This is a genomic window from Streptomyces sp. NPDC048637 (assembly GCF_040650675.1).
Taxonomy (GTDB): domain Bacteria; phylum Actinomycetota; class Actinomycetes; order Streptomycetales; family Streptomycetaceae; genus Streptomyces.
The window spans coordinates 18,188-36,097 of the sequence record NZ_JBEZHQ010000006.1 but is presented as its reverse complement, the minus strand read 5'-3'; the positions used below and the strand labels follow the sequence as shown (position 1 = coordinate 36,097).

Sequence of the window (17,910 nt, the reverse complement as noted above, 5' to 3'; positions counted from 1 at the left end):
GTGCAGGTCGGAAGCGCAGGTCTGAAGTGCAGGAGTGAGATGGCCGTCAACCTCGTCAATCTGGAAGCCGTCGGCAAGGTGTACGGAACCCGTGCCCTGCTCGACGGTGTCTCGCTCGGCGTCAACGAGGGGGACCGGATCGGCGTCGTCGGGCGCAACGGGGACGGCAAGACCACCCTGATCCGGATCCTCGCCAAGCTGGAGGACACGGACAACGGCCGGGTCACCCACAACGGCGGCCTGCGCCTCGGCGTCCTCACCCAGCACGACTCCCTCGACCCGGCCGCCACCATCCGGCACGAGGTCATCGGCGATCTCGCCGACCACGAGTGGGCCGGCAACGCCAAGATCCGCGACGTCCTGACCGGCCTCTTCGGCGATCTGCACATGCCGGGCTTCACCCAGGGCCTGGACACCGTCATCGGCCCGCTGTCCGGCGGTGAGCGCCGCCGCATCGCCCTTGCCAAACTCCTCATCGCCGAGCAGGACCTGATCGTCCTCGACGAGCCCACCAACCACCTCGACGTCGAGGGCATCTCCTGGCTGGCCGGGCACCTGCGGGCCCGCCGCTCCGCCCTCGTGGTCGTCACCCACGACCGCTGGTTCCTCGACCAGGTCTGCACGCGCATGTGGGACGTCCAGCGCGGCGATGTCCATGAGTACGAGGGCGGCTACAGCGACTACGTCTTCGCGCGGGCCGAGCGGGAGCGGATCGCCGCCACCGAAGAGGTCAAGCGGCAGAACCTGATGCGCAAGGAGCTGGCCTGGCTGCGGCGCGGCGCCCCGGCCCGTACCAGCAAGCCACGCTTCCGCATCGAGGCCGCCAACGAACTGATCGCGGACGTCCCGCCGCCCCGCGACAATGCCGAGCTGATGAAGTTCGCCAGCTCGCGGCTGGGCAAGACGGTCTTCGAGCTGGAGGACGTCAGCGTCCAAGCCGGGCCGAAGGTCCTCCTCAAGCACCTGACCTGGCAGCTGGGCCCCGGCGACCGGATCGGCCTGGTGGGCGTCAACGGCGCCGGCAAGACCTCGCTGCTGAGGGCGCTGTCCGAGGCGGCCCGCACGCAGGGCGAGACGCAGCCGGTGGCCGGCCGGATCACCGTCGGCAAGACCGTCAAGCTGGCGTACCTCTCCCAGGAGGTCGGCGAACTCCCCCCGACGCTACGGGTGCTGGAGGCCGTCCAGCAGGTGCGCGAGCGGGTCGACCTGGGCAAGGGCCGGGAGATGACCGCCGGCCAGCTCTGCGAGAAGTTCGGCTTCACCAAGGAGAAGCAGTGGACCCCGGTCGGCGACCTCTCCGGCGGTGAACGCCGCCGCCTCCAGATCCTCCGCCTCCTCATGGACGAGCCCAACGTCCTCTTCCTCGACGAGCCCACCAACGACCTCGACATCGAAACCCTGACCCAGCTGGAAGACCTCCTCGACGGCTGGCCCGGCTCCCTCATCGTCATCAGCCACGACCGCTACTTCATCGAGCGCACCACCGACCGCGTCCACGCCCTCCTCGGCGACGCCACGCTACGGATGCTGCCGCGCGGCCTGGACGAATACCTGGACCGCCGCCAACAGGTCATCGACGCCGCCACCCCGGCCCCCGCCCCACAGACCACGGCCCCCAAGAAGGCCGCCGCGGTCAACCGCGCCGCCCAGAAGGAACTCCAAAAGATCGAGCGCCAACTGGACAAGCTCGGCACCAAGGAGGCCACTCTCCACACCCAGATCGCCGAGAACGCGACGGACTTCGAGAAGGTCGCCGGACTCGACGCCCAGCTCCGCGAACTGAGCGCGGAGAAGGATGAGTTGGAGATGCGGTGGTTGGAGTTGGCTGAGGAGGCGTAGGGCGAGTCGGGGCGGGCGCTCGGAGACGGGCGCTCGATGACGGGCGGGACGCTACTGATCCCTGTAGCGACGCGAAGCACCGTACGGTCACCGCGGCAAAACGACATGGCGGCCGTACGGCGCTCAGCGCCGCTCCAGGAGTTGCTCCGCGAGCAGCGGAGAGGCGTGATTACAGCGGCTTCCTGACCTCACCGCGAATCTTGCCCGCCTTATCGGCGAATTCCTGAAGGTCGATGGAACGCGGATCCTTCGACAGCGCCGAGCCATCGGTTTCGACGACATTCCCGCTCGTACTGGAATCGGCCCAGACGCAGAACGGCACCGTCACCTTCTGCCCCATATCCGTCTTCACATTCACACCACAGGTGAGCGGATCTCCGCCCCCGCTGGGCGTGAACTCCTTATCCATCACGACGGCTTCCGTCCTACCGTCGCGCGTCATCCCACGGATGGTGTGGTCGACGGCCGTCTCGGGATCGTCAATGACCCCGTAGAGCCCCAGCATCACCAGCGACTTGGTCCCGGACGAGTACTGCCCGCCCACTGCCTTGACGCCGTGAGCGCCGGCCCCGTCTTGCGGCACCGCATCGCTGGCCTGCTGGGATATGTCCTTGGCGAGCTTGTACTCCCCGCTGGCCAGAGTCTTCGGCACCGTGATCCGGTACTTCGGCCCACTGGCCCCGCCCGACGACCCCCCTCCACCACGGATCCCCGCATTCGACGCCACCGTCCCCAACACCAGCACCCCGGCCACAGCCCCAAGAATCCCCCACGCTTTCCCGGCCTTCCGCTTGGGCGGTATGGGCGGCGGCATGCCTGGCCCGCCGTACCCGAAGGGGGGCGCCTGCTGCGGCATCCCATAGGGGCCTGGCTGTTGGCCGTACGGCGCCGGTCCGGCGGGGTGGGGCGGCTGTCCATAGGGCCCTGGCCCGCCGAGGCCGGGGTGAGCCTGCTGTCCATAGGGTCCCGGCCCGCCAGGAGCGACCCCCGGCGGATACCCAGCAGGCTGTCCGGGCTGCGGCATCTGCGGCGCCCCTTGCGGCGCACCGTAACCCGGCACCTGCCCGAAACCACTTGGCGGCTGTTGCGGTGTAGTCATTTACTTTTTCCTTTTCGGAGGCGCGGCAAGAACCAAGGCCTCTGAATGTGTCGCTTCCATTCAGTGGCGATGAGTGAATGGGCGCGTCCGTCATAAGTTCTGTGGGGATGGTTCGGATGGGTTCGTCAATAATGTCGACATAGATATGCGAAAGTTGGAGGCAGCATCAGGTGCGCCAGCGTTCACTCGCCGGCCGAGGAATCAGCGTGCACGCCAGCACGCGCCTGCGGCTAGATGCGCAACCGGTGTCGACGTCCCGCAGACGCATCCGAGGAATCACTCAAGGGCGATCCAAGAACTCAACTGCCGCCTCGATCAATTGATCGAACGGTTCAATAATCTTCTCCTGTTCGCCGGGAGTTGTGGATTCAACTCGGTGCCCCCCGGCTCGGAGTGGGGTGATCCAAATTTCTCCTGCTGTCCTGTCGGTGTGGTCCCTGGCGAGGCGGAGGGTGCCATGGCTCAAAAACGGGAAAAGTGTGCGTAGGCGATCATTCGAGTGGATCTTTTGAAGTAGGGCCTGGGAGAAAAATGGATCTCCGTCGGTGAGAAGTTGATTCCACTGCGTTGCGACGGGATCACCTGTTTCGTAGGCCTGTGCCATTTCATCAAAGTGCATATAAGGGAAGAGGGTATTCAATTCCTGAAGCGTTACACCCCTTCGCCATGCGTCCAACATCTTGACTGTCGAAACAATGTCATCAGTTCCGCCACTCGCCCAGGAGTGCACGTCATTTTCAATGCTGATCGAGAACCATCGCCTATCCACCCCAAGATTGATCAATGCGGACCCCCTGTCGGAGTCTGATGCGGCGGAGACGAATTCAGCTTCTTTGGAGCCGGAACCTGGTCGCACGCGACCCAATTCAATTCCGTTATCTTGGGAGGTGTGAATCAGTGCAGACGCAAGGCCGCCAAGTTTGACCAGGTCGGGGTATAGGTCGGCGTTCAGGGCACCTGCGTCCCCCCGGCCTGGACCTTCATTTTCAGCCGTCATCTAGAATCCTTTTGGGAGGTAAGCGGTTGAATTCATTCAAGGTGATTGGTGCAGGTAATGCAATCTACCTGGAGCGGGGAATTCAGTCGAAGAAAGGGATCACCCGTCCGAAAGAGTTCCAATCGGGCTCAGGGACGGCGACAATGTTTCCACCGCTGTCATAGAACTTGATGGTACCCCAGTCTCGATGGCCATGCTTCACTGCCCTGGCTATCCAGCCCATCTCCTCTTCCGTTGCATGCGGGGCGATTCCTTTTTCATGACCTAGCCCCCTCTTGGCCATGCCCTCGAATCCTCCAGAGAATCCCTTCATGTTTACGTGAATTTTTACGGAATTGTCTTTGATGGCGTCCAGTACATGAGAGCGCCAAAGTTCAGGATGGACGTTCATGAAATGTTTAAGGCCTCGTTCGTTAGCGAACTCTTCGACTTTTCCATGTTTGTACCCCAGGGCCACTTCGCAGGGTGTAAGCCCGAGGGGATCTAGCCATGCGAGAGGGTTGGAGACGTAAGTCGCCGGATTTGGAGATGGGCTGAGGCCAAGGGGGTCGGGGGCGAGGTATCGGGCAATATGTGGGTCGAAAGTTCGAAAGTAGTTGTAATGAAGTTGGGTCTCCGAGTCGAAGTACTGGCCGGGGAACCGCAATGGCGTGTACGCTTGGGCGTTACTTTTCCAGGTAGTGGTACCCCAAAGTGTGGCCCGTGCGTTCCAAGTGATATCGCCAGTTTCTGAAACCAGTTGCGTAGGCGTGCCAACGAGATCGGTAACAATTGCGAAGTAGCGCTCATCGATTTCGCTCCGGGGTGTGGTGGCAGCAGCGGCGAGCTCTATCTTGCGCTCAGTTTGGCTAAGTGCTGTCAGGCCCCTGTGATCCCAAGTGAGGGCAATGGCTGCGAGGCCACCCGGGGCATGCGTGGCTTGTTCGGTGAGGGTAGAACCGTCCCAAGTGAAGTCAGTTTGCTCCACCACCGTTGATGTGTCATCCGCGAGACGCTGTTTGGATATACGCCGGTCGAACGGGTCATAGAGGTAGCGCCACGTTGTGCCGTCCGGTGTGACCACGGAAGTGAGGCGGTCCTCGGAATTCCAGGTGTAGTGCCAGGTATCCGGTTTGCGGGAAAGTCGGGCCTTTTGGCGGAGGGTTACGCGCCCGAGTCCGTCGTGTTCGTAGCGGATGCGGCCGGCGTGGGTGATGTTGGTGCCGGTGTAGGTGCGGTCGCCCCGGGCTGAGGCGCTGGCGTGACGGTCCGGCCAGGTGGCGTGGGTTTGGTTGCCGGCCTCGTCGTAGGCGTAGGTCTCGGTCCAGTCGGTGGCGTGGACCGCGGTGACGCGGCCGGCGCGGTCGAGGTCGAAGGTGCGGCGGCCGGTGTGGGAGTCGTCGATCGCGGTGAGGTGGCCGTCGGGGCGGTAGGTGTAGCCGCGGTGGAGGACTCGTCGTGCTTCGGCAGCGGCAGGGTTCTGTGGGCTGTCCGTGCCGGTGGGGGACTGGAGGGTGCCGGTCGCCGCTGTGGTGAGTGACTGGCCGGTGAGGCGGCCGGTGGGGTCCCAGGTGTGGGCGAGCTGGAGGTGGTCGCCGATGGTGCGGGTGAGTTCTTGGCCTGCTGCGTCGTGATCGAAGGTGAGGACATGGCCGGCGATGTCCATGGCCGTGCGGTTGCCCGCCGCGTCGTAGGTGTAAGTGGTGGTGTGGCCGGTTGGGGTGGTGCGTGACGTGCGGCGGCCCAGGACGTCGTAGGTGAACGTCATGGTGCGGCCGTTGACGGTTTCGGTGGTGACGCGGCCGAGGGTGTCGCGGGTGTAGGTGACGGTGGCGTCAGGGTTGGCTGCCTGCCGAAGGCTTCCGCCCGAGTCGTGCTCGTAGGTGGTGACCAGTCCCGCGGCGTTCTTCTCGGTGATGCGGCCGAGGGGGTCGCGGCTGTAGGTGGTGACTTCGCCGAGGGTGTTGGTGCGGGTGGCCAGTTGGCCGGCGGCGTCGTGGGTGTAGGCCAGGACCCGGTCGTCGAAGTCGGTCTCCGATATCAGGCGCCCGGCGCCGTCGTAGGCGTAGTTCCAGGTCAGGCCCTGAGGGTTGGTGACCTGGGTGAGGCGGAGTTCGGTGTCGTGAGTGAACTCGTGGCGGACGCCGTCGGGGTCGGTGCGGGCCACCAGAAGGTCGAAGTGGCTGTATTCGTAGTGGGTGGTCTGGCCGATGGCGTCGGTGTGGGTGAGGCGGTTGCCCTCGCCGTCATAGGTCCACTCCTCGGTGGCGCCGGTGGCGTCAATGCGGGCAGCCGGCTTCCCCTCAACCGTCCACACCGTGTGGGTGGTTTCGCCGAGTGGGTCGGTGACGGACGTGGTGCGACCGAAGGCATCGCGGCGGTAGTGGGTCACCGCGCCGAGGGGGTCGGTGACCGAGATCGGCAGGCCCGCCTTGTCGCAGTAGAGGCGGGTGGTGTTGCCCAAGGCGTCGGTGACGGCGGCGATATGGCCGCGTTCGTCGTGGGTGTAGGTGGTGGTGGCCCCGGTGGGGTCGGTGGTGGCCGTCCGGTTGCCGTCGGCGTCGTAGGCGTGGGTCCAGGTGGTGCCGTCCGGGCCAGTGGTGCTCAGGGGCAGGCCGAGGTTGTTGTAGGCGGTGGTGGAGCGGCTGCCGTCGGGGAGGACGACGCTCACCGGGCGGCCCTCGTCGTCGTAGTCGATGTGGGTGCTGCGGCCCAGAGGGTCGGTCGTCGACAGGACGCGGTGTTTGGCGTCACGGACCGTGCGGGTGGTGGCGCCGGTGGGGTCGGTCTCCGCGACGATCTGGTGGCGGTCATTGACCTCGAAGCGGGTGACCTGGTTATGGGAGTTGTGGAAAAGGTTGGTGCGCACGCCCGTTACGGGATCCGGGGTGCCCCAGGTGTACTGGGCGCGGAGGTGGCCCGCTATGCCGCCCTGCGAGATGCAGCGGTCATCGTCGTCGTAGACGTAGGTGTAGCTGCTGTTGTTGGTGTCCGTCCAGGACGTGATCCGGCCGTGGTCGTCGTAGGTGAAGCGGAGCGGGAGGCCGGAGGAGTTGGTGGTGGTGATGAGGTTGCCGGCGGTGTCGTAGCCGTACGTCATCAGCAGCTGGTCGGAGCCGTCGGGGGCCGCGCCTGCAAGGTGGAGGGCCGTGATGCGGCCCTCTTCGGTGGTGAGCAGGAGGCGGTAGCCGGCGCTGTGGGTGATGGCGGTGGGGGTGCCGTCTTCGGTGTAGTCGAAGGTGTGGTGGTTGCCGCGGCGGTCGGATATCTCGTCGAGGACGGCGAGGTCTTCGGTGTAGGTGGTGAAGTAGCGGCGGGTGCCGGTGACCGGGTCGGTGAGGAGGTAGTCGCCGTCCGGTGTGCGCTCCAGGGGGTGGCCGTCGCCCTCGGCGGGGAGGGTGGGCACACCGACGGCCGGGTGCGGGTAGAGGCGGAAATCGCCCTCGTCGCCGATGAGGATGACGCCCTCGGCGTCGATTTCCAGACGCTGGTCGACGGTGCTCATCCACGTCGGGCCGAACCAGCGGCCTTGGCGGTAGGACGACTCGAAGGTGCGGGTGAAGGAGAGGGGGAGGCTGCCGGGGAGGGCGATGTCGGTCTGTGGAAGGACCATCCGGCCGGTGGCCATGTCGATGGGGTCGCCTTCGCATTCCCTGGACCAGAGCTTGCGGAAACGGTCCTTGATAGTGGTCTTCCCGCCGTCCTTGACGGCTTCTCGTGCGGCACCCTTGGCCGCATCCTTCGCCCCCGCCTTCATCACGCCCTTGCCGACGGCACCGACGCCCTTGGCGCCGATGAGATTGCCGATGACGCCCCCAAGCGCATCCCCGGGGTCGCTGCCCCAGCCGTCGCCGAGCATCCCCTTGGCCAGGCGCCCGGGGTGGGCGGCCGTACTGGCCAGGCCGAGTGCGATCTTGGAGACGTTGGCCATGTACTGATGGGGGTGGGCGAGGTTGTACGGCTCCAGCGGGTTCACCATGCGGCCCAGGTTGACCGTTTCGACCAGGGCCTTGCCCACACCGCCGACGACGTGCATCAGGTTCATGCCGCCGGCTGCGATGCCGTCAGCGGCGTCGAGAGCCGTCTCAGTGGTGAACTTGGGCGCCTGCGGGGCGTGTTCAAGTGCGCCCTTGAGGGCGTGCTGTGCTTTCTCCGCGGCCTCGTTGCGCTGGCTGCGGGCGTTCTTGAGGATGTCCTGCGCCGCCTTGCGATCCTGGTCAGCGGGGTCGTCGAAGTCACCGGGCTTGTCGGGCTTGGGTCCCGGGTCGGATCCCTTGTCCCGTGCGGCGTTATATGCGTCTGCCTTGGCGTTGTACGCGTCGACCGCGTGGCTGTGCGCCGTGAACGCCTTCATGGTCTTCTTCTCGGCCGCGTGCCATGCGTCGATGGCCGCCTGAGCCTTCTTCTGCGCCCAGGAGACCGTATCCGCGTAGGAGTCGAGGGCCTTCCACGCCGCCTCACAGGCGTCCGCGGTGCGCATCCACTGTTTGGGGTGTACGTCGAATTTCTCGTGGAAGCTGTCGGCGGCCTTTCCCTTCCACGATCCGGCGTCCAGTTTGCGGATGCCCTGGCCGACGCGTTCGAAGGCAGCGTAGAAGTCCTTCAGGTGCGCCGCGGATTCATTGATCTTCGCGACATCGCCGTGGATCAGCTCCTTGGGGTCGTCGCTTTCGCCCAGCTGCTGCTCGTCGACCTGCGCGCCCAGTGCGTCGGCGACGTCGTCACCGGCCGAGCGGACGGCCTTGGCCGCGCCGTCCGCACCGAGGTAGTCGAGTGCATCGGCGGTCACGTCCGTGGCGGAGTCGACGGCCTCGCCGGCCGCCTCCTTGACGCCATCAACGGCGTTGCCGGCCTTCTCGGCCGCGGAATTGATGAGGTCGCCGAGGCCCATCAGTTATTAACCCCCAGTGGTGCTGTGCAGCAGTGGATGTGCAGTCGTGGCTGTGCGACGGCGACTCAGGACCCGTCGTGGTCGTTGCTCTGCGGGTGGGCATCACGGGTCAGATTCAGTGGCCGCAGGGCCCAGTTGTGGTCCGCGTCGCCCGCCCATTTGGACGTCGAGAAGTCCTCGCCAGTCTGCTGTGCCGCCTGATCGACTTCCTGAAAGGCCTTGCGGGATCTGGCGGAGTTGGGGTCCCAGTCCGCGTCGTCGAACTGGGTGATGGCGTTGTCGTCGCGGACTTGCTTCCACGTCCGGTGCTTGAGCTGGTCCTCCGTCATCGTCGGGTCGCCCATCAGCAGCGCATTCGCCCCGACCTTGAGTGTGGTCGAAACATATTGCTCCTGCTCGTGATAAAGCCCGGCCGTCAAGTCGAGACGGCGCGCGAATTCGTTGGCTTCATGGATGAGCAGGCGAACGCCCCAGCCCCAGCGTTCACAGAACGAGTCGAATACGGAACTCATACCGGCGTGCCCGCTCTCCATGCCGGAGAGGGCCAGCTTGTCGAATCCCTGGCCGAGCTGGGCATTGGTGTCGAAGCCCAGCTCCTTCAGTTCCGCGATCGCGTCGTGGATGCCCTTGGTGACCTGCTTCAGGGCAGCAGGATCGAGCTCGTACCCTTCGGCGGACGTCATGCCGCACCCCCGGCCGCGGGTGCGCCAGGTCCGCTGTCGGATGGGCCCGGCTCGATGAGATCGACCGCCACGGAGTCCGGGACGATGCCGCTGACCGGCGGAAAGACCATCCCCTGCTCGCTGCCCGCATCGAGCACCACACCCGCCGGCCCCTCGATCGCGGGGATCACGACATCCAGGAGGCGCGCGCCGACCGCGCGGACATAGGGCAGCTCGGTCTCGGGGGCGGCGCCCCGGGACATGGCGAAGCGAGCCAGTTCCTGTTCGTCGGAGAAGGCGTACAACCAGCGGATACCGGACAATTCGGCCGACATGAGGGAGTCGTTGATGAGCGGTATCAATACCGGTGTCCGGCGGAACTCACCCACCAGTGCGGTCGGATTCGGATCCCCTGCGTGTGCTGCCGCTACTTCGTCGGCCAATGGCATGACGGCCGGCTCCCTCCCCGACTTCAGCTCAACTGTCGAACCCACTTTCGCATACGGCACTGACAATGCAGGCAATGGCGCTCCGCCGGAAAACCGGCCACTAGTTTCTTTTGAGTTCAACCAACTTGGAGTGCGGCGGAGTTCGAAGAACGGCAATGGCGGGTGACGCGCTCGATGTGGCGACCGAGGCTGCTTGCCATGGATGGCGCCTCAGGGCAGACCGTCTCAACTCTGCGCGAGAGACGCTGGGTTACGCCGTTACACCCTCTGCGCCCCGTGCGTCGGCAGAGCCCGGTCCGCGCGAGCCCCCGCCCCACCCCCGCGAAAGCACGCCAATCGGCCCCGAATGGCCGGGATTCCAGCATTCCGGGGGGCTTCTTCCCGGTAGAGGGCGCGGTATCGCAGCCGAGCGTGTAGCTTCCCGGGGACAAGCGGCCCGGCCGGGGGCTGCGCCGGGGCCCGCCGGAGCGGGGGAGGTTGCTCGATGGGCGTGCGGCTCATGGTGGTCGACGATCATCGTCTGCTCGCGGAGGCGCTCGCCTCGGCGCTGAAACTGCGCGGGCACCGGGTGTTGGCGGCGGCCGCGCCGAGTGCGGGGGCCGCGGAGCTGGTGGTGAGCCGGGCGCCCGAGGTGTGTCTGCTGGGTACTGCCGCGCCCGCCCGGCCGGGGGCCTTCGACCCGGTCGTGCGGATCAAGAAGGAGCGGCCGCAGGTCGCGGTGGTGGTGTTGGGGCCGGTGCCCAGTCCGCGGGGGATCGCCGCCGCCTTTGCCGCCGGGGCTTCGGGTTATGTCCGTAACGACGAGCGGATCGAGGGTGTCGAGCGCGCCATGATGAAGGCGCGGGCGGGGGAGTCGGCGGTGTCGCCGCAGCTGCTGCAGCAGGCATTCGAGGAGCTGCTGAACCCCGCGGCACAGCCGGACGACGAGGGTGCACGGCTGCTGGAGCTGCTGACCCCGCGGGAGGTCGAGGTGCTGATGCGGGTCGCGGACGGCGAGGACACCCGGCTGATCGCGGCGGGGATGGATATCGCGCCGAGTACGGCGCGTACGCATGTGCAGCGGGTGCTGATGAAGCTGGAGGTGGGCTCCCGGCTGGAGGCCGCCGCGCTGGCGGCGCGTACGGGGCTGCTGGACCGGGCGGGCGGTCGTGGCGTGCGCGGTGCGGCGGCGGGACCGGACGAGTCGGTGCCCCCGCCGCGTTAGTCGCGCTCGGCCCTGCGCGGGACCGGATGCTCCGGCCCCCGCCCCCGCGACACCCGCGCCCAGCCCTGCACTGCGACAGAACCGGACGAGCCGTCCCCCCCCCCGCCCCCGCGACACCCGCGCTCACCCCTCCCCAGGGCCGCCCTCCCCCTCGTCCGCCAGCTCCGCCGCCGTAGGCGGAACCGCCGGCCGCAGCTGCTGCCAGATGAGGAAGAACAGCCCGAGGGCGAGCATGCCCAGGCCCGTCCACAGGTTGATGTTGATGTTCTGGGCCTTCTTGAGGTCCGCGTCGGTCGCCATCACGCCGGCGATGGTGACGATCACGCCGTAGACGACGAACAGGCCGCCGATGATGCGCCGTACGTCGAAGAGCCGCGCGGCGGTCGCCGATTCGCGCTCCAGCTCCGCGACCTCGTGCTGGTAGTCACTCATGGTGCGTCAACTCCGCTGGTTCAGGCAGGTTCAGAAGGAGAACGGGATGTAGCAGACGGCGGCGAGGATGATCGCGCCCCAGCCCAGCAGGGCCGGCTTGCGGTACCAGGCGTCGTCGCCCTCGGCGGGCAGCTCCGTCATGCCGGGGGAGCGGGTGCCGTAGACCAGGCCGGCCAGGGATTCGGCGGACTTGGGCCGGGTGACCAGTGTGACGACGAACATCACGAGCGCGCCGACGACGAAGGCGACGATCGAGGAGACGAAGTTGGCGCCCTGGTCGGAGGGGATCGCGATGATGCCCTGCTTGTAGAGCCAGAAGTAGTTGACCATCGCGGCCACGGTGCCGGAGAGCAGACCCCAGAAGCCGGCCGCGGCGCTGGTCCGCTTCCAGAACATGCCGATGATGAAGACGACGAACAGGGGGACGTTGAAGAAGGAGAAGAGTGTCTGGAGGTAGTTCATGATGTTGCTGAAGCTGGCGGCGATGAACGCCGTGCCCATGCCGATCAGCACGCCGACCGCCGTGACCACCCGGCCCGTCTTCAGGTAGTAGGCGTCCTCCCGGCCCTTCTTGAGGTACGCCGCCCATATGTCGTTGGTGAAGACCGTGTTGAAGGACGAGACGTTGGCGGCCATGCCCGCCATGAACGCCGCCAGCAGACCGGTCACCGCGATGCCCAGTACGCCGTTGGGCAGCAGGTCCCGCATCAGCACCGGGATCGCGTCGTTGTACTGCAGCCCGTCCTTGGACTTGCCCAGCGTCGGCTCCATGACCAGCGCGATCAGACCGGGGACGACCACCACCAGCGGGATGAAGATCTTGGGGAAGGCGGCGATCAGCGGGGTCCGCTTGGCGGCGGAGAGGTTCTTCGCGGACAGGGCGCGCTGCACCTCGGCGAAGTTGGTGGTCCAGTAGCCGAAGCTCATCACGAAGCCGAGACCGAGGACGATGGTGAGCCAGTTCGCGCCGAGCGGGTTGGCCTCGCCGATGCCGGTGCCCTTCCAGGCGGTCAGGAAGGCGTCGCCGTGCGAGGAGTTGAGCGAGTCGGTCAGCCCGTCCCAGCCCCCGACGCGCTTGAGGCCGACGATGGTCAGCGGGATCAGCGCGGCCAGGATGACGAAGAACTGCAGCACCTCGTTGTAGATCGCCGAGGACAGACCGCCGATGGTGATGTACGCGAGGACGAAGAAGCCGGCGATGACGATCGCCACCCACTGCGGCCAGCCGAGGAGCGCCTGCAGGACGATCGCCATCGCGTACAGGTTCACGCCCGCGATCAGTACGGACGAGACGGCGAAGATGACCGAGGACAGCAGGTGCGAGGAGGGGCCGAAGCGGTGCAGCAGGAACTCCGGCACCGAGCGGACCTTGGAGCCGTAGTAGAACGGCATCATCACCAGGCCGAGGAAGACCATCGCCGGGATGGCGCCGATCCAGTACCAGTGGACGGTGTAGGCCCCGTACTGCGCGCCGTTGGCGGCCATACCGAGGATCTCGGTGGCGCCGAGGTTGGCGGCGACGAACGCGAGACCGGTGACCCAGGCGGGCAGTGACCGCCCGGAGAGGAAGAAGTCCAGGCTCGTCTTCACGCTGCGTTTGGCCGCGAATCCGATGCCGAGGACGACGATGAAGTAGAGGGCCAGGATCGTGTAGTCGAGCCCGTTGGTAGGGAGCCGTAGCCCCTCGGCCAGGGTGATCATGGTGGGAACTCGCTTCTTTGCGCGACCAGAACGCACAGAAAGCTACGCCCGGACCCTCAGAAACTGAATACTTTTGTTTGATTCAGTTTTATGCAGTTGTTGATCTGTGACCGTGCCTAGCGATATGTCGGGAATGATCCTCAGCGTCTTCAGCGTTGACGCCGCTGTTTAGTTGTGCTTCATTGTGTTTGTTTGTGTTTGGTCGGCGCGTGAGGAGCTCCGTGAAGAAGACGACGACCCGGCTGGCGGACGGCCGGGAGCTCATCTACTACGACCTGCGCGACGACGCCGTACGCGACGAGCGCGACCACCGCCCCCTCGACCCCGTCGCCACCGCCTCCGAGATCCGCCACGACCGGCTCCTCGGCGACTCGGTCGCCATCGCCTCACACCGCCAGGCCCGCACCTACCACCCCCCGGCCGACGCCTGCCCCCTGTGCCCCTCCCGTGACGGCCGGCTCTCCGAGATCCCCGCCCCCGACTACGACGTCGCCGTCTTCGAGAACCGCTTCCCCTCCCTCGCCGGAGACCACGGCCGCTGCGAGGTCGTCTGCTTCACCCCCGACCACGACGCCTCCTTCGCCGACCTCACCGAGGAGCAGGCCGCCCTGGTCCTGGAGGCGTGGACCGACCGCACCGCGGAACTGTCCCAGCTTCCGGGCGTGGCACAGGTCTTCTGCTTCGAGAACCGCGGCGCGGAGATCGGCGTCACCCTCGGCCACCCGCACGGCCAGATCTACGCGTACCCCTTCATCACCCCGCGCACCGAGCGCATGCTCACCTCGCTCGCCGCACACCGCGAGGCCACCGGCGGCAACCTCTTCGACGACACGGTCGCCGACGAGCTGGCCGACGGCCGCCGGATCGTCCTGGAGGGCGAGCACTGGGTGGCCTTCGTCCCGTACGCCGCCCACTGGCCCTACGAGGTGCACCTCTACCCCAAGCGCCGGGTCCCCGACCTGCTCGCCCTCGACGACGCCGCGCGCACAGAATTCCCACAGATCTATCTGGAAGTCTTGCGGCGCTTCGACCGGATCTTCGACGGGCCGGACGGCGGGACGGAAGGGGACGGCGGGACGGAAGGGGACGGGACGAGCCGGGGAGCCCGTGCGGCCGGCGCCGCCCGTACGCCGTACATCGCCGCCTGGCACCAGGCGCCGCTGCACGCCGGGCACCGCGGAGAATTCGCACTCCACCTTGAGCTTTTCACCATCCGCCGAACTTCCGGCAAGCTGAAGTTTCTCGCGGGTTCCGAATCCGGCATGAACGTGTTCATCAATGATGTGCCGCCGGAGACCGCGGCCGAGCGACTGCGAGAGGTAGCGAGCGAGTGAGCAAGAAGTACCTGGTCACCGGTGGTGCGGGATATGTCGGCAGCGTCGTTGCGGCCCATCTGCTGCAGGCCGGCCACGAGGTGACCGTGCTGGACGATCTGTCCACCGGCCACCGTGAGGGCATCCCCGCCGGAGCCCACTTCATCGAGGGCCGCATCCAGGACGCGGCGAAGTGGCTCAACCCCTCCTACGACGCCGTGCTGCACTTCGCCGCCTTCTCCCAGGTGGGCGAGTCCGTCATGCACCCCGAGAAGTACTGGCGCAACAACGTCGGCGGCACCATGGACCTGCTCGCCGCGATGCGCGACGCCGGCGTGGGCACCCTCGTCTTCTCCTCCACCGCCGCCACCTACGGCGAGCCGCGGTCCACCCCGATCACCGAGTCCGCCGAGACCGCGCCCACCAGCCCGTACGGCGCCAGCAAGCTCGCCGTCGACCACATGATCAGCGGCGAGGCCGCCGCCCACGGCCTGGCCGCCGTCTCGCTGCGCTACTTCAACGTCGCCGGCGCCTACGGCAGCTGCGGCGAGCGCCACGACCCCGAGTCGCACCTGATCCCGCTCGTCCTCCAGGTCGCCCAGGGCAAGCGCGCGGCGATCTCCGTCTACGGCGAGGACTACCCCACCCCCGACGGCACCTGCGTCCGCGACTACATCCACGTCGCCGACCTCGCAGAGGCCCACCTCCTCGCCCTCGACGCGGCCACCGCGGGTGAGCATCTGATCTGCAACCTCGGCAACGGCAACGGCTTCTCCGTCCGCGAGGTCATCGAGACCGTCCGCAAGGTCACCGGGCACCCCGTCCCGGAGGTGGCCGCCCCGCGCCGCGGCGGCGACCCCGCCGTGCTGGTGGCCTCCGCGCAGACCGCCATCGACCGCCTCGGCTGGCGGCCCGGCCGCGCCGACCTCGCCGGCATCGTCGCCGACGCCTGGGAGTTCGCACAGCACCTCGACCGGACAAAGGATTCCTGATGACCGCACACGGAGCCGCCGCCCCGGCCACCGGGCGCCCGCACCGCGCCCAGCACACCGCCGAGCAGTTCGCCGCGGTGTACGGCGCCGCCCCCACGGGCACCTGGGCGGCGCCCGGCCGGGTCAACCTGATCGGTGAACACACCGATTACAACGACGGTTTCGTGATGCCGCTCGCCCTCCCGCACACCGCCCTCGCCGCCGCCTCGGCCCGCGCCGACGGGGTGCTGCGGCTGCACTCCGGCGGCGCCGACGGCGGCATCGTCGAACTGCGCCTCGACGAGCTGCGGCCCGCCCCCCAGGGAGGCTGGGCCGCCTACCCGGCCGGCGTCGTCTGGGCGATGCGGGAGGCCGGCCTGCCCGTCGGCGGCGCGGATCTCCATTACGAGAGCACGGTGCCCACCGGCGCCGGACTCTCCTCCTCCGCCGCCCTGGAGGTCGTCACCGCGCTCGCCCTCAACGACCTGTACGCGCTCGGCCAGGAGCCGCAGCGGCTGGCGCAGCTCGCCCAGCGGGCCGAGAACGCCTTTGTCGGGGTGCCCGTCGGAATCATGGACCAGACCGCCGCGGCCTGCTGCACCGACGGGCACGCCCTGTTCCTGGACACCCGCGACCTCACCCGGCGCCAGATCCCGTTCGACCTGGCCGGGGAGGGGCTGCAGCTCCTCGTGGTCGACACCCGGGTGAAGCACGAGCTGGGGGACGGCGCATACGCGGAGCGGCGCGCCGGCTGCGAGCGTGGCGCTCGGGCGCTCGGGGTGCGTGCCCTGCGCGAGGTGCCCTACGCGCAACTGCCCGAGGCACTGGCCGGGCTGGCCGGAGATCCCGTCGTCCAGGCCCTCGTCCGGCACGTTGTCACCGAGAACCACCGCGTCGAAGAGGTCATCACCCACCTCGACGCGGGCCGCACCCGCGCCATCGGCCCGCTGCTGACGGCCGGTCACGCCTCGCTCCGCGACGACTTCAAGGTCTCCTGCCGCGAGCTCGACCTCGCCGTCGACACCGCGCTGGCGGCGGGCGCCCTCGGGGCCCGGATGACCGGCGGCGGCTTCGGCGGCTCGGCGATCGTGCTCGTCGAGGAGGCGGACGCCCCGGCCGTCGGCGCGGCGGTCACCGAGGCCTTCGCGGCGGCCGGCCAGGCCGCCCCGCGGATCTTCGAGGCCGTCGCGAGCGCGGGGGCGCACCGCGTCGCGTAGGGCGCGCCGGGCGGCGTGAAACCACCCGAGAGGCGCCGAATGGCCCGGCGGGGGAAGCAGTTTCGTCAATCACCTTCCCTCGCCGCACCCCGTCCGTACGCTGGGAGCCTGCACCGGTGGGGGCCGGTGCCGATCAGGGGGCGAGACCGTTCGGGTACGGCGCCCGGGGTGGGGTGGCAATGTCGGCACGGCGGCGGCCGTGCGGCTGAGGCGATCTTCAATCCGGGCGCCGTGCCCGCTATGGTCCGTTCACCGAGACAGGGGGTCTCTGTGCAACGCATCCGGGTTCTGGTGGTCGACGACCACCGCATCTTCGCCGAATCCCTGGCGGCCGCGCTCGCCGCGGAACAGGACGTGGACGTCGCAGCCGCGGGCAGCGCTCCCGCTGCCCTGCGCAATCTGGACCGGGCGGCCACCGACGGCCACCGCTTCGACGTGCTGCTCGCTGACGCCGACCTCGCCGCGCCGCTGCTCGCGGTGCCCGCGCAGGGAGCGTCCCGCGACACCGTGCCGCGCGCCGTCCCGCGGGACGGCATCGCGCTGGTCTCCGGCCTGCGCACCAGCCATCCGTATCTGCGCACCGTCGTCCTCGCCGACCGCGACGACCCGCGCCGCGCGGCCGCCGCCCTGCAGGCCGGCGCCTCCGGCTGGGTCGCCAAGGACTGCTCGCTCTCCCGGCTGCTCGCCGTCATCCGCGGCGTGCTCCGCGACGAAACGCATCTGCCGCCCGCGCTGCTGACCGGTGTGCTGCGGGAGTTGACGGCCGCCCGCAAACACCGTTCGGAGAGCGAGCGGCTGGTGGAGTCGCTGACCCCGCGCGAGCGTGAGGTACTGCGCTGCATGGTGGCGGGCCTGGGCCGCAAGGCGGTCGCCGAGCGGCTGTTCCTCTCCCCGCACACGGTCCGCACCCATATGCAGAACGTGCTAGGCAAGCTCGGGGTGCACTCCACCCTCGCGGCGGTGGCACTGGCCCGCCGGGCCGGGGTCGGCCCCGTCGAACTGGAGACGGCGGCCGCGGCGGCCTCGGTACCGGTGCCGTGAGGGGGCCGGGGGCCGGGGGCCGTGCGACGGGTGGGGGCCTGAGGCGGCCGTATGCTCCTGGTGCCGCCGCGGGCTCCTGATGCCGGTCCGGCGGATCGGGGGAGGGGGAGGCCCC

The 17,910-nt window shown here is 68.0% G+C and carries 13 protein-coding genes; 6 read left to right on the top strand and 7 right to left on the bottom strand.

Annotated features, from left to right (window positions below):
- Positions 1 to 39 precede the first annotated feature (39 nt).
- A complete protein-coding gene (locus tag AB0C46_RS11035) occupies positions 40 to 1,839 on the top strand; it encodes an ABC-F family ATP-binding cassette domain-containing protein (protein WP_362827496.1) in 1,800 nt (599 codons plus the stop codon).
- Between the two features lie 169 nt (positions 1,840 to 2,008).
- Here AB0C46_RS11035 and AB0C46_RS11030 read toward each other — a convergent pair whose 3' ends face one another.
- The 5 genes from AB0C46_RS11030 to AB0C46_RS11010 all read right to left on the bottom strand — a co-directional run bounded on the left by AB0C46_RS11030 (position 2,009) and on the right by AB0C46_RS11010 (position 9,916).
- Entirely contained in the window at positions 2,009 to 2,593 is a 585-nt protein-coding gene (locus tag AB0C46_RS11030; RefSeq protein ID WP_362827494.1) for a hypothetical protein, read from the bottom strand.
- Positions 2,594 to 3,218: 625 nt separating this feature from the next.
- A complete protein-coding gene (locus AB0C46_RS11025) occupies positions 3,219 to 3,935 on the bottom strand; it encodes a DUF6193 family natural product biosynthesis protein (protein ID WP_362827493.1) in 717 nt (238 codons plus the stop codon).
- An 82-nt stretch (positions 3,936 to 4,017) separates the two neighbouring features.
- Entirely contained in the window at positions 4,018 to 8,805 is a 4,788-nt protein-coding gene (locus tag AB0C46_RS11020) for a putative T7SS-secreted protein (RefSeq protein ID WP_362827491.1), read from the bottom strand.
- Positions 8,806 to 8,870: 65 nt separating this feature from the next.
- Entirely contained in the window at positions 8,871 to 9,488 is a 618-nt protein-coding gene (locus AB0C46_RS11015) for a hypothetical protein (protein WP_362827490.1), read from the bottom strand.
- Positions 9,485 to 9,916 (bottom strand): SseB family protein, encoded by a 432-nt coding sequence (locus tag AB0C46_RS11010; protein ID WP_362827489.1) that lies wholly within the window; start codon positions 9,914 to 9,916, stop codon positions 9,485 to 9,487. The genes AB0C46_RS11015 and AB0C46_RS11010 overlap by 4 nt, the downstream gene beginning before the upstream one ends.
- A 484-nt stretch (positions 9,917 to 10,400) precedes the next feature.
- On the opposite strand from AB0C46_RS11010, the gene AB0C46_RS11005 reads away from it, so the two are divergent.
- Entirely contained in the window at positions 10,401 to 11,120 is a 720-nt protein-coding gene (locus tag AB0C46_RS11005; RefSeq protein ID WP_362827487.1) for a LuxR C-terminal-related transcriptional regulator, read from the top strand.
- A 123-nt stretch (positions 11,121 to 11,243) separates the two neighbouring features.
- Here the strand turns inward: AB0C46_RS11005 and AB0C46_RS11000 are convergent, their stop codons facing one another.
- Positions 11,244 to 11,552 carry a hypothetical protein gene (locus AB0C46_RS11000; protein WP_362827486.1) on the bottom strand — a complete coding sequence of 103 codons (309 nt, stop codon included), beginning with the start codon at positions 11,550 to 11,552 and terminating at the stop codon, positions 11,244 to 11,246.
- Positions 11,553 to 11,582: 30 nt separating this feature from the next.
- Positions 11,583 to 13,253, bottom strand: a complete 1,671-nt coding sequence (locus AB0C46_RS10995) for a sodium:solute symporter family protein (protein WP_362827485.1) — start codon at positions 13,251 to 13,253, stop codon at positions 11,583 to 11,585.
- A 221-nt stretch (positions 13,254 to 13,474) separates the two neighbouring features.
- On the opposite strand from AB0C46_RS10995, the gene galT reads away from it, so the two are divergent.
- The 4 genes from galT to AB0C46_RS10975 all read left to right on the top strand — a co-directional run bounded on the left by galT (position 13,475) and on the right by AB0C46_RS10975 (position 17,795).
- On the top strand, positions 13,475 to 14,587 hold the full coding sequence (gene galT, locus AB0C46_RS10990) for a galactose-1-phosphate uridylyltransferase (protein WP_362827483.1): 1,113 nt from the start codon (positions 13,475 to 13,477) through the stop codon (positions 14,585 to 14,587).
- Positions 14,584 to 15,558: a UDP-glucose 4-epimerase GalE gene (galE, locus tag AB0C46_RS10985; protein ID WP_362827481.1), complete on the top strand. Its 975-nt coding sequence runs from the start codon at positions 14,584 to 14,586 to the stop codon at positions 15,556 to 15,558. Before galT ends, galE begins: the two co-directional genes overlap by 4 nt.
- A complete protein-coding gene (galK, locus tag AB0C46_RS10980) occupies positions 15,558 to 16,754 on the top strand; it encodes a galactokinase (RefSeq protein WP_362827480.1) in 1,197 nt (398 codons plus the stop codon). Before galE ends, galK begins: the two co-directional genes overlap by 1 nt.
- Positions 16,755 to 17,024: 270 nt before the next feature.
- Positions 17,025 to 17,795: a response regulator transcription factor gene (locus tag AB0C46_RS10975; RefSeq protein ID WP_362827478.1), complete on the top strand. Its 771-nt coding sequence runs from the start codon at positions 17,025 to 17,027 to the stop codon at positions 17,793 to 17,795.
- Positions 17,796 to 17,910: the final 115 nt, after the last annotated feature.

Excerpts from the sequence above, each read along its gene's own strand:
- AB0C46_RS11035 (WP_362827496.1), top strand. The coding sequence starts at position 40 with ATGGCCGTCAACCTCGTCAATCTGGAAGCCGTCGGCAAGGTGTACGGA.
- AB0C46_RS11025 (WP_362827493.1), bottom strand. The coding sequence starts at position 3,935 with ATGACGGCTGAAAATGAAGGTCCAGGCCGGGGGGACGCAGGTGCCCTG.
- AB0C46_RS11020 (WP_362827491.1), bottom strand. The coding sequence starts at position 8,805 with ATGGGCCTCGGCGACCTCATCAATTCCGCGGCCGAGAAGGCCGGCAAC.
- AB0C46_RS11015 (WP_362827490.1), bottom strand. The coding sequence starts at position 9,488 with ATGACGTCCGCCGAAGGGTACGAGCTCGATCCTGCTGCCCTGAAGCAG.
- AB0C46_RS11010 (WP_362827489.1), bottom strand. The coding sequence starts at position 9,916 with ATGCCATTGGCCGACGAAGTAGCGGCAGCACACGCAGGGGATCCGAAT.
- AB0C46_RS11005 (WP_362827487.1), top strand. The coding sequence starts at position 10,401 with ATGGGCGTGCGGCTCATGGTGGTCGACGATCATCGTCTGCTCGCGGAG.
- AB0C46_RS11000 (WP_362827486.1), bottom strand. The coding sequence starts at position 11,552 with ATGAGTGACTACCAGCACGAGGTCGCGGAGCTGGAGCGCGAATCGGCG.
- AB0C46_RS10995 (WP_362827485.1), bottom strand. The coding sequence starts at position 13,253 with ATGATCACCCTGGCCGAGGGGCTACGGCTCCCTACCAACGGGCTCGAC.
- galK (WP_362827480.1), top strand. The coding sequence starts at position 15,558 with ATGACCGCACACGGAGCCGCCGCCCCGGCCACCGGGCGCCCGCACCGC.